Genomic DNA, 15,469 nt, shown 5'->3' on the forward strand with positions numbered 1-15,469 from the left:
TCCAGTCCGCCCCCCGAGGCTACACCTGCGCCGATCCGATGCCCGTGGTTCTTTCCAGTATGTCCACGCCCTGCTGCTTCCAGAAATGCAGAAGGTCGATGAAGATCCAGTTCTCGGCCAGCTTGTCGCCTGCACGGCGATAGATGTCGATCACCCGAAACTCACCGGGCGTTTGGGTCGCCGACATACCCATGAACCCTCCGGTCGGAACAGCCGTGAAGTTCGGCCAGCCAAAAAACCCGCCGTAGTGACCTTCGGCCAGCCGGCAGACATGTTTGGTCTTTGACCGCTCGGCGAATGCCGCGCGGAAGGGACCGGCGTGTTGCTTGCCATACCGTTCAATCGTGTAGGTGGCGCCAATTCCCTCGGGCCCCCACCAGATCATGTCGTCATGCCAGGTGCGGCTTAGCTCTTCGCTCAGGGTCAGGCCACTTTTCCACTGGCCCAGGTCGGAAATCATGGCGTTGATCAGCGCCAGAGTCTGCTCCCCTTCTTCGGCGGGTTGATCCGTGCCAAGGATACCGTCGTGTGTCTGGGGCCCGGGCTGTACAAGATGGGCTGCGGTTTGGGGCGGAAACGGGTTCTGACCAGCCTGCACCATCAGATGCGGGATATCGAAATACATCGCGGTCTCAACGATCTTGCCGTCTTGCACCTTGTTGAACTCGCAATAGCGCAGGAATGCCATTTTGCCTGTCGGTCGAATGCCCAACCAGGAGTGGTCGAACAGACCCATCAGATGGCCCATGGAAACCACCCAGACCTCGCGCTCGTCGGTCAGCGAGTTGCATCCCGCGAAGAATATGTCCTGACGCCGCTGCATGCGTTTGAGGCTGGTTCGCAGCGGGCCCCAGAAGTTTTCCGCTACGTCGTGGACCCCCGAAATCTGACCGAACGGATGAAAGCCGCGCCACAGCAGATTCGGCGCACAGAATCGCCCCATGACATCTGACAGTTTGTCGTTGGTGGCCAACTGCAGGTCCTCATAGAACGCCTTCACCAGATCTTTCTCTTTTTGAAAGCTCATCTGTTTTTCATTGTTTTGCAGCATCTTGCGCCTGTTATTGCCTGGGGGGTGAATCACTGATTTCCGGCATATTTGCATACGTATGCAAAAATGTCTTGCCAGAATTGGTAAGCCAAGAATACCCTTTTGCAAACGTATGCAAAACGATTCCTTCCCGGGGGGCTTCATGGCGGAAATTCAACTGCGCAATGTCGGCAAGCGATGGGGATCGTTTGTTGGGGTTCACAACTTCGATCTGACGATTGCCGATCGCGAGTTTCTGGTTCTGCTTGGCCCGTCCGGCTGCGGCAAGACCACGACAATGCGCATGATCGCGGGGCTTGAGGACGTGACCGAGGGCGACATCCTGATCGACGGCAAGGTGGTCAACGATCTTGAACCCAAGGACCGCGACGTGGCGATGGTGTTCCAGAGCTATGCCCTCTACCCCAACATGAACGTCTATGAAAACATCCGCTTCCCGCTGAAGGTCCGCGGGATCGACCCCGCGACCCATGACGAGAAGGTGCGCCGCGCCAGCGCCATGGTCGAACTGGACGATTTTCTCCATCGCAAGCCGGCTGAACTGTCGGGCGGTCAGCGTCAGCGTGTCGCTCTGGCCCGCGCGATCGTGCGCGAACCGAACGTGTTCCTGATGGACGAGCCGCTGTCCAACCTCGACGCCAAGCTGCGTGTATCCACCCGCGCGCAGATCAAGAATCTCAGCCACGAACTGGCCGTCACCACGATCTATGTCACCCATGACCAGATCGAGGCGATGACCTTGGCCGACCGTGTCGTGGTGATGAAAAAGGGCATCGTGCAACAGGTCGGCAGCCCGACCGAGATTTACGACCGCCCGGCCAACACTTTCGTCGCCAGTTTCATCGGCTCGCCCGCCATGAACCTGATGGATGGTCAGGTCGAGGGCGGCGTTTTCCGGACCACGGGTGTCGAGATCCCGGGGGTGGACGTTGCTGATGGCCCGCTGACCTTGGGGTTCCGCGCCGAGGATGCGACACTGGCCGAAGGTCAGGGCCAGATCACTGCACCGATCTACACGCTCGAGCTGCTGGGTGACGCCACCATGATTTCGGTCCGGGTCGGCGGTGCACTGGTCTCGGTCAAAGCCGACAAAGCATTCCGCGCCGAAATAGGCGAGATGGTCTCGTTCTCGGTGCCGAAAGAAATCTGTCACCTGTTCGAAGCAGAGAGCGGTGCGCGGATCGGGGGCTGACCCCAACCAAAGCCCGAAAGGGCCAACCAACGGTCCGGACGTCGACGACGGACCGATCCTGACAGGGAGAAACGCATGAAACTCAAGACAATTCTGATGGCAGGCGCCATGACCATGGTGACCAGCACTGCATGGGCGGCGTGTTCGTTCGAGAACACCGTTCCGCTCAAATCACTGTCCGCCGGGTTCGAAGCCTGGAAGGCCGTCACCGACGCGATGGCCGAGTGCGGCAATTTCGGCGCATCGCTGGACCAGGAGTTCCGCGAGAAGCAGCCCGAAGCCTTTGCGGCGGATCCGGCTCTGTACCAGATCGGCGGCGTGTCGAACGCGACGCTGGTGCCGTTGCTGAACGCGGGCACCATTCGTCCGCTGGATGATCTGGTCGCGAAATATGGTCAGGACCTGCTGCCGAACCAGCTGATCAAGGTGGACGGCCAAACCATGGCGATCGCCATGATGGTGAACGCCCAGCACCTGATGTACCGCAGCGACGTTTTGGCCGATCTGGGGATCGAGGAACCCAAGACTTATGACGATGTTCTGGCCGCTGCAGCCAAGATCAAAGAGGCCGGCGTCATGGATTACCCCATCGGCGGCACTTTCAAGACCGGCTGGAACCTGGGTCAGGAATTCGTGAACATGTATCTGGGCGAAGGCGGTGAGTTCTTTGCTGACGGCAATATGCCTGCGATCAACAACGATCAGGGCGTGAAGGCTCTGGAGACGCTCAAGGCCATGACCGAATACATGGACCCTGAGTATCTGGTGTCGGATTCCACATACGTTCAGCAGCAGTTCCAACAGGGCAAGATCGCCATGGCCAACCTGTGGGCCAGCCGCGCTGCCGCAATGAACGATGAGGCCGAAAGCCAAGTCGTCGGCAAGGTCGTCATGGCGGCCGCTCCGATGGGCTCGGCCGCTCCGGCAACCACGATCTGGTGGGACGGCATCGTTCTTGCCTCGAACATGAGCGACGAAGAAGCCGATGCCGCGTTCCGCGTGGCGCTGGAAGGCATGGATGCGGAAATGGTCGAGGCCAACAACAACGCCGCCGTCTGGCTGAACCCGGCCTACAAGCCCGGTGATCTGGCCGCAGGTGCAGCCGCTTCGGCAGAAGCCGGCGCCAAAGCCTATCCCGCATCTGGCCCGATGGGGATCATGCACACCGCGCTTGGCAATGGCCTGGCCGATTATCTGACCGGCGCCAAGGACGCACAGACCACGCTGGCAGACATCGAGGCGGACTATCTGACCGCCGCGAAAGAGGCCGGACTGGTCAACAACTGATCCTGCCGCGGGAGGGCCTCGACCCTCCCGCACCCAATCCAACGAGAACCATGAGAAAGGCAGAGCCATGAATTTCCGGACATTTGCCGCCTTTGTCGGCCCCTCTGTCTTTATGATGCTTCTCTTTATCGCTTTCCCGCTGGTCAGCGTGTTCAAGCAGAGTTTCTACGTCACCCAGCCCATCTATGAGACGGTCGAGGTCGAGACCTGCACGCCGGGCTTCCTGACACAGACCTGCGTGACCGAGGAAAAGTCCATTCCGAGGCTGGACGAAGAGGGCGAGATCATCACGCAGACCCAGTTTGTCGGGCTGGAAAGCTATCGCAACGTGCTGGAGCCCGAACGCGCCTGGCGCGCGATCAGCGAAGGCAGCTGGAGCGTGCTGTCCACGATCAATTTCTGGAAGGCGCTGCGCTTTACGTTGACCTTTACCTTGATCACTCTGCCCTTGGTGATCGGTACCGGGCTGCTGATCGCCATCGTGATCAACAATGCTGCATCGGCAATACGTGGTCCGGTGATATTTGTGTCGCTCCTGCCCTTCATCATCACGCCGGTCATCGGCGCCCTTTCGATCAACTGGCTGTTTCGCGGTGACGGTATCCTCACGGCCCTGCTGGAATGGTGGCTGAACCGCGACATCGCGCTGTTCGCGCAGGCCTGGACGATCGAGTTGCTGATGATGCTGTACCGCGTCTGGCATGTCGCACCTTTTGCCGCGATCGTGTTCTACGCCGGTCTTCAGACCGTGAACCAGGACAGCCTTGAAAGCGCGGTGATCGACGGCGCAAGCCGCTGGCAGCGCCTGAAATACATCGTCATCCCGCACCTGATGCCACTGATCATCTTCGTGTCGATGATCCATCTGATGGACTCCTACCGGGTGTTCGAAGAAATCGTCGGCTTCTCGAGCCAGGGCTACGTCATCTCGCTGCAGTGGCTGACCTATGACTTCCTCGTTCCGGATCAGGCGGGCAACCGTTCGATCAGCCGGGCTTCGGCCAGCGCCATGCTGACCATGGTCGGCATCGTCATCCTTCTCATCGCACCGCTGCGCCGGACATGGCGCGACCACAAAGGAGGTCACTGATATGTCCTCGCGCGCCCTTCGCCAACCGCTCGGCCTGCGCCTGTCGTCGAACCTGTTTCTGGCGTTCTGGTGCCTCGTGGCGGCCTTCCCGATCTTCTGGATCGCGGTGATGAGCTTCAAATCACCCGTGGACGCATTCGACAGCAACGCGCTGAACGTGATCTTCGGTCCAGCGACTCTTGCGACCGGAGAAGGCCTTTCCATCCTCGACATCATCCTCGGCATTGTGACCATTTGGGTCGCGGTGATTGCGACGACCAAGACACTGCCCTCGATGGTCAGGACCTACACCAAGCCGGGTCAGGCCTGGTTCGGCTGGATCATCGGTGGTTTGGCCTTGGTGATGGGTTTTCTGTTGGTGTTTTTCGTGATCTTGCCGGCCGTTCTGAACGTGCTGAACCCGCTGTTCGGCCCGCTGGGGCGGGACGTGGTTGGTCTGACGACCGAACACTACAAGACCGTCTGGATCGACCGCGGCTTTTCCAACAACTTCAAGAACTCGCTGATCGTTACCGCAGGCGTCGTGACCGTGTCGCTGACCGTGGGCACGCTGGCGGGTTATGGGCTGGCGCGGTCGGGCTCGACGCTGGCGTTCTGGATCCTGATCGTCGCGTTGGTGTTTCGCGCGCTGCCGCACTCGGTTCTGGTGGCGGGCTATCTGCCGGTCTTCATCAACTCGGCCGAATGGCTGCGCCCGATCCTGGGGGAAAACGCGCCCACGCTGTACGGCAAGCCCTTTGCCGTAATCGCGGTTCTGGTGGCGATCAACCAGCCCTTTACCATCTGGATGTTGCGGTCGTTCTTCCAGAACATCCCGGCCGAGCTGGACGAAGCCGCGCGCGTGGATGGCTGCAACCATTTCCAGGCCTTCCGCCGGGTGATCATGCCCGTGATGTGGCCGGGCGTCATCACCACCGGGCTGTTCAGCTTCCTGCTGGCCTACAACGACTTTCTGGTGACCTCGCTGCTGCTGGACGCGCAGAACCAGACCATGGTCCCGGCCATCGCCGGCATGTTCAACCGCGAAACCACCACCACCGACCAGGTCGTCGCCGTGGCCGCCGCCGTGTCGATCACCGCGCCGCTGTTCTTCCTGGTCATGATCTTCCAGCGCCAGATCGTCAGCGGTCTGACCGCCGGCGCGGTCAAAGGCTGATGAGCCGCCGGTTCCGCCATAACGCCCTGACGCGCCATCCGGCGCTGAACAGGTTGCCCAGGGATTTTCCCGGGTTTGGGGGCATGTCCCCCCGATCCCCAATCCCTGACAACCTGACAAGGACAAGACGATGAAAGGTTCCCGACCCGAACAAGCGGTTCTGACCCGCGACACCGACCTGAGCAAGACCGAAGACACGCGCCGCGTGATCGAAGCCATGGTCGACGGCCTGAATGACCACCGCATCAACGACATCGGCGAGTTCTTCGCCGAAGGGTTCCGCTGGATGGGCAACCAAGGCTGCGGCACGAAGAATGGCCTGAAAGAGTTTCAGGACAACTGGCAGCGCCCCTTCCAGGCCGCATTTTCCGACAAGGTCTGTATCGACGAGGCGCGGCTTTACATGGGTGAATGGGCCGCGGCCTTTGGCCGGCAGGAGGCGACCCATTCGGGCGAATTTCTGGGCATCCCGCCCACCGGCAAGCGGGTCGAGATCCGCTACATGGATTTCTGGAAAGTGGTCGATGGCAAGATCGTCGACAACTGGGTGAACGTCGATTTCGCCTATGTCGCCGCGCAGCTGGGCGTCGACCTGTTCCAGGGCCACGGCTGGGAAGCATATGACCGGGGCGAGAAAACTCCGCCCCGCCCCGACAACTGAGGATCAAGACAATGGCAATCGAGTATCTCAAACGCGGCAAGTCCGACGCAGACCGGGCCGAGGATGACGCCAAGACCCGCGCCGTGGTCGAGGCGACTCTGAAGGATATCGAAACCCATGGCGACGCCGCGGTGCGCGAGCTGAGCGAGAAGTTTGACAACTATTCGCCCGCCTCGTTCCGCCTGTCGCAACAGGAGATCGACGCCCTGATCGCTCAGCTGTCAGACCGCGAACTGGCCGACATCAAGTTCGCGCAGGAGCAGGTGATGAACTTTGCCCGCGCGCAACGTGCCTCGATGACCGATATCGAGGTCGAGACCCTGCCGGGCGTGATCCTGGGCCACAAGAACATCCCCGTGCAGTCGGTGGGCTGCTATGTGCCCGGCGGCAAGTTCCCGATGGTGGCCTCGGCCCACATGTCCGTGGCCACGGCCAGCGTTGCGGGTGTGCCGCGCATCATCGCCTGCACCCCTCCGTTCCAGGGCAAGCCGAATCCGGCGGTGATCGCCGCCATGCATCTGGGCGGCGCGCATGAGATCTATGTCATGGGTGGCATCCAAGCCATCGGCGCCATGGCTCTGGGGACCGAAACGATCGACCCGGTGCACATGCTGGTCGGCCCCGGCAATGCCTTCGTGGCCGAGGCCAAGCGCCAGCTGTTCGGCCGCGTCGGCATCGACCTGTTCGCCGGCCCGACCGAGACCATGGTGATCGCCGACGAAACCGTCGACGCCGAGATCTGCGCCACCGACCTGCTGGGGCAGGCCGAACACGGCTACAACTCGCCCGCGGTTCTGGTCACCAATTCGCGCAAGCTGGCCGAAGAGACCCTGTCCGAGATCGACCGCCTTCTGGGCATCCTGCCGACGGCCGACACCGCGCGGATCAGCTGGCAGGATTATGGCGAGGTGATCCTGTGCGACAGCTATGACGAGATGCTGCAGGTCGCCGACGAGATCGCCTCGGAGCATGTTCAGGTCATGACCGATCGCGATGACTGGTTCCTGGACAACATGACCTGCTATGGCGCACTGTTCTTGGGGCCGCGCACCAACGTATCGAACGGTGACAAGGTGATCGGCACCAACCACACGCTGCCCACCAAGAAGGCCGGGCGTTATACCGGCGGTTTGTGGGTCGGCAAATTCCTGAAGACCCACAGCTATCAGAAGATCCTGACCGACGAGGCGGCAACCCTGATCGGCGAGTACGGCTCGCGCCTGTGTCTGCTTGAAGGATTCGTGGGCCATGCCGAACAATGCAACGTGCGGGTGCGCCGCTATGGCGGTATCAACGTGCCCTATGGCGCACCGGCCCCATACCGGGATGCCGCCGAATGAGTGACAGGCATACGCAGCACAAGGCGCTGATCGCGCCGCTTCGGGCGGCAATGTATGATTTCGACGAATCCGGCGTGCGGGACGCACTGGCCCAGGTGACCGCGCCCGACGCCCTGTTCCGCCTGTGCCATCCCTTCGGTGACAGCACCGGCAGCGAGGCGTTCTACGATCTGGCCTACAAGGGCCTGCTGGATGCCTGGCCGGACCTAGAACGGCGCGACTATATCGTAATGGCCGGACCGGACGAGTTCGGCGCCGACTGGGTCGGCTGCGGTGGCTACTACACCGGCACTTTCACCGGTCCGTGGCTGGACATCCCGCCCACCGGCCATCAGGTCACCATGCGGTTTCACGAGTTCTACCGGTTCGAAAACGGCCGGATCGTCGAGATGCAGGCCCTGTGGGACATCCCCGAGGTAATGATGCAGGCCTGTGCCTGGCCGATGGCGCCCAGCCTGGGACGCGAATGGCATGTGCCAGGCCCGGCCACGCAGGACGGTCTGGTGCCGGGGCCCTATGACGCCGACAAGGGCCGCGCCACCTGCCAGCACATCGTCGACATGCTGGAACATCTGAAAAAGCACCCCTCGCAGGGCGGGCCCGAGGTGATGGAGATGGAACGGTTCTGGCATCCGCGCATGAACTGGTACGGGCCTTCGGGCATCGGCACCGGGCGCGGCTATGCCGGGTTCCGCAACTGGCACCAGATCCCGTTCCTGAACGGGATGCCGGATCGCGGGCAATATGTCGACGACATCACCTATCATTTCTTCGGCGATGGCGACTATGCGGCAGTGACCGGCTGGCCCAACATGATCCAGACCGTCACCCATGACGGGTGGATGGGCATCGCGCCTTCGGGCAAGCGGATCACCATGCGCAGCCTCGATTTCTGGCGGCTGGAGAACGGGCGGATCCGCGAAAACTGGGTTCTGGTCGATCTTCTGGACGCCTATGCGCAGCTTGGCGTTGACGTCTTTGCCCGCCTGCGGGAATTCAACAAGGCCCGTAACCTGGGCCGCATTGAAACCCCGGATGGAATGAGCTGATGACCCAACTGCCCCGCACCCCTTCGTTCTCGCTGAGCGGCAAGACCGCATTGGTCACCGGCGCGTCTTCCGGCATCGGATTGGGTTGCGCTGTCGCCCTGGCTGAGGCCGGGGCGCATGTGGTCTGCGCCGCGCGCGGGGCCGAGCGGCTGAACGAAGCGGTGTCCGCCCTGCAGGCGCAGGGCTGGTCGGCCGAGGGGCGGGTGCTGGATCAGGGTGACCTGACCGCGTTGCAGGCGCTGTTTAACGCGCAAGCCTTTGACGTGGTGGTGAACTCGGCCGGGACCGCGCGGCACGGGCCGGCGGTCGAAACCACGCCCGAGGATTTCGACGCGGTCACGAGTGTCAACCTGCGCTCGGCCTATTTCCTGTCGGCCTACGCGGCCAAGGCGCTGATGGCAGCCGGGCGGCCCGGTTCGATCATCCATATCTCCAGCCAGATGGGCCATGTCGGCGGCATCGACCGGGCGCTGTACTGTGCGACCAAGCACGGGCTGGAAGGCATGGTCAAAGCGATGGCGATCGAATGGGGCAAGAAGGGTATCCGCATCAACACGGTCTGCCCGACCTTCATCCGAACCCCGCTGACGCAATCGACCTTCGACAACCCCGAACGTGCGGCCTGGATCATGGACAAGATCAAGCTGAACCGCGTGGGCGAGGTCGAGGATATCATGGGCGCGGTTCTCTATCTTGCCTCCGACGCCTCGGGTCTGGTCACAGGCACATCGATGCTGATCGACGGCGGATGGACGGCGGACTGATGGCGGACAAGGTCACATCGCTTCAGGTTGCGCAACTGGCCGGCGTCAGCCAGTCGGCGGTCAGCCGGGTGTTCACGCCCGGCGCTTCGGTCAGCAAGAAGACCGAGGAAAAGGTGCGCAAGGCGGCGGCCGAACTGGGCTATCGTCCCAACGTGCTGGCGCGGGCGATGGTGTCGGGCAAAAGCCGGATCATCGGCCTGGTGGTCGGCTACCTGGACAACTACTTCTATCCCGAAGCGTTGGAGAAACTGTCCAACCGCCTGCAGGAGCATGGCTATCACGTGCTGATCTTCATGGCCTCGCGCTCGGCCGGAAATATCGACGACGTGATGGAGGAAATCCTCGACTATCAGGTGGACGGGGTCATTCTGGCCTCGGTGCCGATGTCGTCGGATATCGCCACCCGCTGCCAGCAGGCCGGCGTTCCGGTGGTGCTGTTCAACCGTAGCCAGGATCTTGAGGGCATCACCACCGTGACCTCGGACAACTATGCCGGCGGCCGCAAGGTGGCCGAGTTCCTGCTGGCGGGCGGGCACCAACGCATCGCCTACATCGCGGGCTGGCAGGGTGCCTCGACCCAGCGCGACCGCGAGGCTGGTTTCCTTGCCGCACTGCGCGACGCCGGCAGCGATCTGTTTGCACATGGGATCGGCGAGTTTCACACCGAAAATGCCCGTGCGGCGGCCCGAACCATGTTCGACGTGGCACCGGAGCGCCGACCTGACGCGGTTTTCGTCGCCAACGATCATATGGCTTTGGCGGTGATGGATGTTCTACGCTTTGAGCTGGGCCTGCGCATCCCCGAAGATGTCTCGGTCGTGGGGTATGACGATGTGCCCCCCGCCGGATGGCCCGCATACAATCTGACGACGATCCGGCAGCGGGCGAACCTGATGGTCGCGGAAACGGTTGCCGCGCTGCTGGATCACATCGAAGAGCCCAGTACTTCTGAACCCCGCAAGGTGGCAATTGACGGACCGCTGATCGTACGAACCTCGGCCCGGTTGCCCAAGGGATGGAACCCGAAAAGGACGAACACATGAAGGGATTTGACCCCAAATTCCGGGATTTTCCCGACTATATCATCGGCATCACCAAGGAAATCTGGGAAGATCGCGGGATCGCCACGCTGCATGAATATTACAGCGATGACATCGTTGTCCGTTCACCAGGTTCGGTCGTGCTGGGCAATCAAAACGTCATCGGCGCGACGATGGCGACCCTGGCCGAGTTTCCCGACCGGCAGCTTCTGGGCGAAGACGTGATCTGGTCGGGCACGCCCGAAGAGGGGATGCTGAGTTCCCACCGCATTATCTCGACCGCCACGCACCTTGCCGAAGGTGTCTATGGCAAACCAACCGGAACCAAGCTGCGGTACCGGATTCTGGCCGATTGCCATGCGGTCGACAATCAGATCAACGATGAATGGCTGATCCGCGATCAGGGGGCTATCGTGCGCCAGATGGGCTGGGACCCCAAGGAATACGCAGCCGACCTGATCGCTCGCGAGGGCGGCCCGGAAAACTGCGTGAAACCTCTGACGCCCGAGATCGACCAGCCCGGCCCTTACAAGGGTCGAGGCAACGACAATGAATGGGGCCAGCGCTATGCCGATATTCTGACCCGGATCATGAACGCCGACATGGGCGCGATCGGGGCTGAATACGACCGTGCGGTGCAGTCGGAATATGTCGGCGGGGTCACCGGACACGGTTGGGACTCGGTCGACCGGTTCTGGATGGGATTGCGGGCCAGCTTCCCCAATGCCGAGTTCCGCATCGAGCACCAGATCGGCCGCGACGATCCCAACATGCCACCCCGTGCCGCACTGCGCTGGAGCCTGTGGGGCAAGCATGACGGATGGGGGGTGTTCGGAGCCCCCACCGGAGCGCAGGTCTATGTTCTGGGGATCAGCCATGCCGAATTCGGTGAACTGATCAGCGGCCAGCCCAAGCTGCGCCGCGAATACACCCTGTTTGATGAAACCTCGGTCTGGAAGCAGATCCTTCTGCAAGGCGCAGAGGTCTGAATGCTCGCTCCGGTCGAATATCGTGTTCTGGCCTGTGGCCTGCGCGAGACCGGTGCAAGCCGGCGCTTTCACCTATTCCGGCAAAGCCTTCGAGCGCGCCGCCTGAATTTGCGGCCTCCGGGAACGTGATCGAGCACCCGCCGACCATTCCGTCAAACGCAAAATCCGGAACCAGAACCATGACACAATCAACCATCGCATCACGCATCGTCCGTTATGGCGAGCTCAAGCCGTGCAAGACGGCTTTCATTGATGCCCACACGCCGGGCAGCGATCAGAAAGAGAACTTTACCATCATCGGCGGCGGTGTTTCAGAATCGCCGGATCAGCATGTGCACATAACCGACAAAATCGGCTTCAATATCGGGGCCGCCGGCCAGCCGCCCAAATGCCGCAACTCGCTGCACAGCCATACGACGGCCGAGGTCTTTTTTGTCGCCAAGGGCCGCTGGCGATTTTTCTGGGGTCGCTATGGCACGGCGGGCGAGTTCATTGCCGAGGAAGGTGACATCTTCAACATTCCCACCGGCATTTTCCGCGGGTTCGAGAATGTGGGCGACGACTACGGGATGATCATGTCCATTCTGGGCGGTGACGATGCCGGCGGCGGCGTCACCTGGGCACCTCAGGTCATTGAGGACGCCAGGGCGCACGGGTTGATGCTGGGTGACAACGGCGTGCTCTACGACAGCAAGAAGGGCCAGGACCTCCCGCACAACGTTCGGCCTATGCCCTTGCTGACCGAGGAGCAGCTGAAATCCTATCCCGAAGTGCCGGTCGAAGCCGTGATAGGCAAATACGTGGCCCGCTACTGGGATCTGATGGCGCTGGCGGCCGACAAACCCGCCAAGGTGATCGGTGAAAACGGTTTGATCAAGGACAAGCCCGGCTTTAAGGTCGACTTCCTGACCCGTGGCTCAGGTGTTCAAGACCCTACCAAATCGGCCAAGCCCGTCGTGCTGATGCCGGCAAGCGGCCATTGGCGGGTCACTGTCGAGGATGTCGAAACCACGATTTCGGGCGGGGATACTGTGCTGGTGCTGCCCAGCGAAGCCTATACCATCACTCCATCCATGACCGGAACGGCCGGGTTGTACCGCATCACCACGACCGACGATCCTGCTGGCGCAACCTGGACCGGCGACTGATCAAGAAAGGACCCCGCATGACAACGATACTCACCACCCATGTGGGGTCTCTGCCCCGATCCCAGGAAGTTGTCGACTTCATCTTTGCGCGCGAGCGGAATGAGCCCTATGACGCCGATGCGTTCGACAGTTGCATGACCAAGGCCGTATCTGAAACGGTTCGGCGTCAGGTCGAGGCCGGTGTCGACATCGTCAGCGACGGAGAGACCTCAAAAATCTCGTATGCGACATACGTAAAGGACCGCTACACAGGTTTCTCGGGGGACAGTCCACGGAATGCCCCCGCGGACCTGAAGATGTTTCCCAGCTTTTTGCAACGTCTTGCCAACGAAGGGGGCACACCCCAATACGCCCGGCCGCAATGCACGGGCGACGTTCGCTCGAAAGGCCAGGACGAACTGAACAAGGATATCCGCAACCTCAAGCAGGCAATGGCTGAGTACGGAGTCGAACATGGCTTCATGAACGCCGCCTCGCCCGGGGTGATTTCTCTGTTTCTGCAGAACGCCCACTACCCCAGCCGTGAGGCCTATCTGGCCGCGCTCGCCGATGCGATGAAGCAGGAATATGAAACGATCGTCGCAGCGGGACTGGATCTTCAGTTGGACTGCCCCGATCTGGCCCTTTCGCGGCACATGCTGTTCGCTGATCTGTCCGATGCCGAATTCATCGCGATCGCCGAGATGCATGTCGAAGCCCTGAACCACGCGCTGCAGAATGTCCCGCAAGATAGGGTCCGGGTGCATATCTGCTGGGGCAACTACGAAGGCCCGCATTGCTGCGACATTGCGATGGATCAGGTATTCACGACCCTGATGGCAACCAAATCCCGCTATGTTCTGTTCGAAACGTCGAACCCGCGCCACGCCCATGAGTGGACCGTCTTCCGGGATCGCAAGAGCGAAATCCCGGACGACAAGATCCTTGTGCCCGGCGTCGTAGACACGACAACGAATTTCATCGAACACCCCGAGCTGGTGCGGCAACGCATCGAGCGGTTCACCAACATCGTCGGGCCGGATCGGGTCATCGCCGGGAGTGACTGCGGGTTTGGCACTTTTGCCGGCTTCGGTGCGGTCGACCCCGACATCGCCTATGCCAAGTTGGCCTCCCTGGCCGAAGGTGCCAGATTGGCATCGGCATGACGCCCCTGGTTCTTCTTCCCGGAATGATGTGCGATGCCCGACTGTTCGGGCCGCAAATCGAAGCCCTGGCCGGACGGGTGCCGCTGATGACCCACCCGCTGAGCGCCCAGGACAGCGTCGAGGCAATGGCGGCCGATGTACTGAGCCATGCACCGCCGATATTTGCCCTTGCGGGGCTTTCCATGGGCGGGATCGTTGCCATGGAGGTCCTGCGCCAGGCGCCAGAACGTGTTGAACGGCTGGCCCTCCTGGACACGAACCCGCTGGCCGAAACAGACGAGGTCAAAACCCGGCGAGGTCCGCAGATGGAGGCCGTGCGCCAAGGTGGATTGCGGCAGGTCATGCGTGACGAGTTGAAGCCGAACTATCTGGCCGATGGCCCTCGACAGGGCGCAATTCTTGACCTTTGCATGGCCATGGCAACCGATCTGGGCCCCGAGGTATTTCTTCGCCAGTCCATCGCACTCATGGGCCGCCCGGATCAAACGGACACCTTGTCCGTTTATCAAGGTCCAAGCCTCGTTCTATGCGGCGAGGATGACAGACTATGTCCGTTGGAGCGGCACGAACTGATGCACAAGCTTCTCGGAAACAGCACGCTGGAGGTCGTAATCGGTGCGGGGCACCTGCCCACCCTCGAACGACCACAGGAAACCACAGCGGCGTTGCGCCGTTGGTTGGAGGTTCCATGACACCGTCCCTACTTGCCTTGCTGCGCAAGGTCGACACACCCACAGTCTGCAACGCCATCGAGATGGCACAAGGCAAGCGCGGGTTTAACCAATTCACGCGTGGTACGATGTTCTGCTCGGCCCCGTCCGAGGGCGCAATCGTCGGATTTGCCCGTACGGCCAAGATCGCTGCGGTGCAACCGCCCTCCGAAGCGCCGGAAGTCATCAGGCAGCGGCGAATGGACTATTACAGATACATGGCCGAGGCCCCGGCTCCCTCAGTTGCAGTGGTTGAGGATGTCGATTTCCCCTCCTGCATCGGCGCCTATTGGGGCGAAATCAATACGTCTGTACACAAGGGATTCGGAATGGCAGGCGCGCTCACCAACGGGGTCATGCGGGACCTTGGTGACATGCCGCAAGGGTTCCCGGTCATCGCCGGTTCTATCGGGCCCAGCCATGGTTTCGTTCACGTCCGAGAAATCGACACACCTGTTTCAATCTTCGGCCTGACGATCAATCCATCGGATCTCATCCATGCGGACCGGCATGGTGCTGTTGTCGTGCCCGCCAATCTGATCGATCAGCTCGAACACGCCATTCTGAAACTCTTTGAAACCGAACGAATAATTCTGAACGCTGCTTCTGAACCCGGCTTCTGCTACGAGAAGTTTGAAGTCGCTTGGGCCGCATTTGAAAAAGCGCGCGTTTAAGGGTGTACGCAGTCTGACCGATCGCTGACGTGGCTCGGTTGTTCGTTTGTCGGTCGTAGCATACGTCTTGGGAGATCCGATCGCGCATATTGCGCGTTTCTTTTCTTTAGTTAGTTGGGGATTGTTGGGTTGGTGCTGAACGAGCGGTTGAGAACGAGCAAAGCCGCCCTTGG

Annotated in this window: 15 protein-coding genes; 14 read left to right on the forward strand and 1 reads right to left on the reverse strand. The window is 61.2% G+C overall.

What is annotated here, in order from left to right; all coding sequences use genetic code 11:
- Positions 1-19: 19 nt before the first annotated feature.
- Positions 20-1,027: a nuclear transport factor 2 family protein gene (locus tag ACR0EF_RS17490; RefSeq protein ID WP_170373311.1), complete on the reverse strand. Its 1,008-nt coding sequence runs from the start codon at positions 1,025-1,027 to the stop codon at positions 20-22.
- 166 nt (positions 1,028-1,193) lie between these two features.
- Here ACR0EF_RS17490 and ACR0EF_RS17495 point away from each other — a divergent pair, with 166 nt between their 5' ends.
- The 14 genes from ACR0EF_RS17495 to ACR0EF_RS17560 all read left to right on the forward strand — a co-directional run bounded on the left by ACR0EF_RS17495 (position 1,194) and on the right by ACR0EF_RS17560 (position 15,296).
- Positions 1,194-2,243: an ABC transporter ATP-binding protein gene (locus tag ACR0EF_RS17495; RefSeq protein WP_170361386.1), complete on the forward strand. Its 1,050-nt coding sequence runs from the start codon at positions 1,194-1,196 to the stop codon at positions 2,241-2,243.
- Positions 2,244-2,318: 75 nt separating this feature from the next.
- A complete protein-coding gene (locus tag ACR0EF_RS17500; RefSeq protein ID WP_170342797.1) occupies positions 2,319-3,530 on the forward strand; it encodes an ABC transporter substrate-binding protein in 1,212 nt (403 codons plus the stop codon).
- 67 nt (positions 3,531-3,597) lie between these two features.
- Positions 3,598-4,620, forward strand: a complete 1,023-nt coding sequence (locus ACR0EF_RS17505) for a carbohydrate ABC transporter permease (protein ID WP_170366152.1) — start codon at positions 3,598-3,600, stop codon at positions 4,618-4,620.
- Between the two features lies 1 nt (position 4,621).
- Positions 4,622-5,776: a carbohydrate ABC transporter permease gene (locus ACR0EF_RS17510; RefSeq protein WP_170361381.1), complete on the forward strand. Its 1,155-nt coding sequence runs from the start codon at positions 4,622-4,624 to the stop codon at positions 5,774-5,776.
- A gap of 130 nt (positions 5,777-5,906) precedes the next feature.
- Positions 5,907-6,437, forward strand: a complete 531-nt coding sequence (locus tag ACR0EF_RS17515) for an ester cyclase (protein ID WP_170372607.1) — start codon at positions 5,907-5,909, stop codon at positions 6,435-6,437.
- An 11-nt stretch (positions 6,438-6,448) separates the two neighbouring features.
- Positions 6,449-7,777: a histidinol dehydrogenase gene (hisD, locus tag ACR0EF_RS17520; RefSeq protein WP_170372605.1), complete on the forward strand. Its 1,329-nt coding sequence runs from the start codon at positions 6,449-6,451 to the stop codon at positions 7,775-7,777.
- Positions 7,774-8,826 (forward strand): ester cyclase, encoded by a 1,053-nt coding sequence (locus ACR0EF_RS17525; RefSeq protein ID WP_170372603.1) that lies wholly within the window; start codon positions 7,774-7,776, stop codon positions 8,824-8,826. The genes hisD and ACR0EF_RS17525 overlap by 4 nt, the downstream gene beginning before the upstream one ends.
- The gene (locus tag ACR0EF_RS17530; RefSeq protein ID WP_170373312.1) at positions 8,826-9,590 is read left to right on the forward strand and encodes an SDR family NAD(P)-dependent oxidoreductase; all 765 of its coding nucleotides are present in this window, start codon (positions 8,826-8,828) and stop codon (positions 9,588-9,590) included. The genes ACR0EF_RS17525 and ACR0EF_RS17530 overlap by 1 nt, the downstream gene beginning before the upstream one ends.
- Positions 9,590-10,633, forward strand: coding sequence for a LacI family DNA-binding transcriptional regulator (locus tag ACR0EF_RS17535; RefSeq protein ID WP_170343449.1), 1,044 nt, complete (start codon positions 9,590-9,592; stop codon positions 10,631-10,633). The genes ACR0EF_RS17530 and ACR0EF_RS17535 overlap by 1 nt, the downstream gene beginning before the upstream one ends.
- Positions 10,630-11,619 carry a nuclear transport factor 2 family protein gene (locus tag ACR0EF_RS17540; RefSeq protein ID WP_170373313.1) on the forward strand — a complete coding sequence of 330 codons (990 nt, stop codon included), beginning with the start codon at positions 10,630-10,632 and terminating at the stop codon, positions 11,617-11,619. Before ACR0EF_RS17535 ends, ACR0EF_RS17540 begins: the two co-directional genes overlap by 4 nt.
- A gap of 179 nt (positions 11,620-11,798) precedes the next feature.
- On the forward strand, positions 11,799-12,767 hold the full coding sequence (locus ACR0EF_RS17545) for a cupin domain-containing protein (protein WP_170372597.1): 969 nt from the start codon (positions 11,799-11,801) through the stop codon (positions 12,765-12,767).
- A 17-nt stretch (positions 12,768-12,784) separates the two neighbouring features.
- Complete coding sequence (locus tag ACR0EF_RS17550; RefSeq protein ID WP_170373314.1) at positions 12,785-13,912, forward strand: cobalamin-independent methionine synthase II family protein; 1,128 nt, start codon at positions 12,785-12,787, stop codon at positions 13,910-13,912.
- Positions 13,909-14,604 (forward strand): alpha/beta fold hydrolase, encoded by a 696-nt coding sequence (locus ACR0EF_RS17555; RefSeq protein ID WP_170373315.1) that lies wholly within the window; start codon positions 13,909-13,911, stop codon positions 14,602-14,604. The genes ACR0EF_RS17550 and ACR0EF_RS17555 overlap by 4 nt, the downstream gene beginning before the upstream one ends.
- Positions 14,601-15,296 carry an RraA family protein gene (locus ACR0EF_RS17560; RefSeq protein ID WP_170372591.1) on the forward strand — a complete coding sequence of 232 codons (696 nt, stop codon included), beginning with the start codon at positions 14,601-14,603 and terminating at the stop codon, positions 15,294-15,296. Before ACR0EF_RS17555 ends, ACR0EF_RS17560 begins: the two co-directional genes overlap by 4 nt.
- Positions 15,297-15,469: the final 173 nt, after the last annotated feature.

The organism is Ruegeria sp. CG8 (assembly GCF_056537165.1).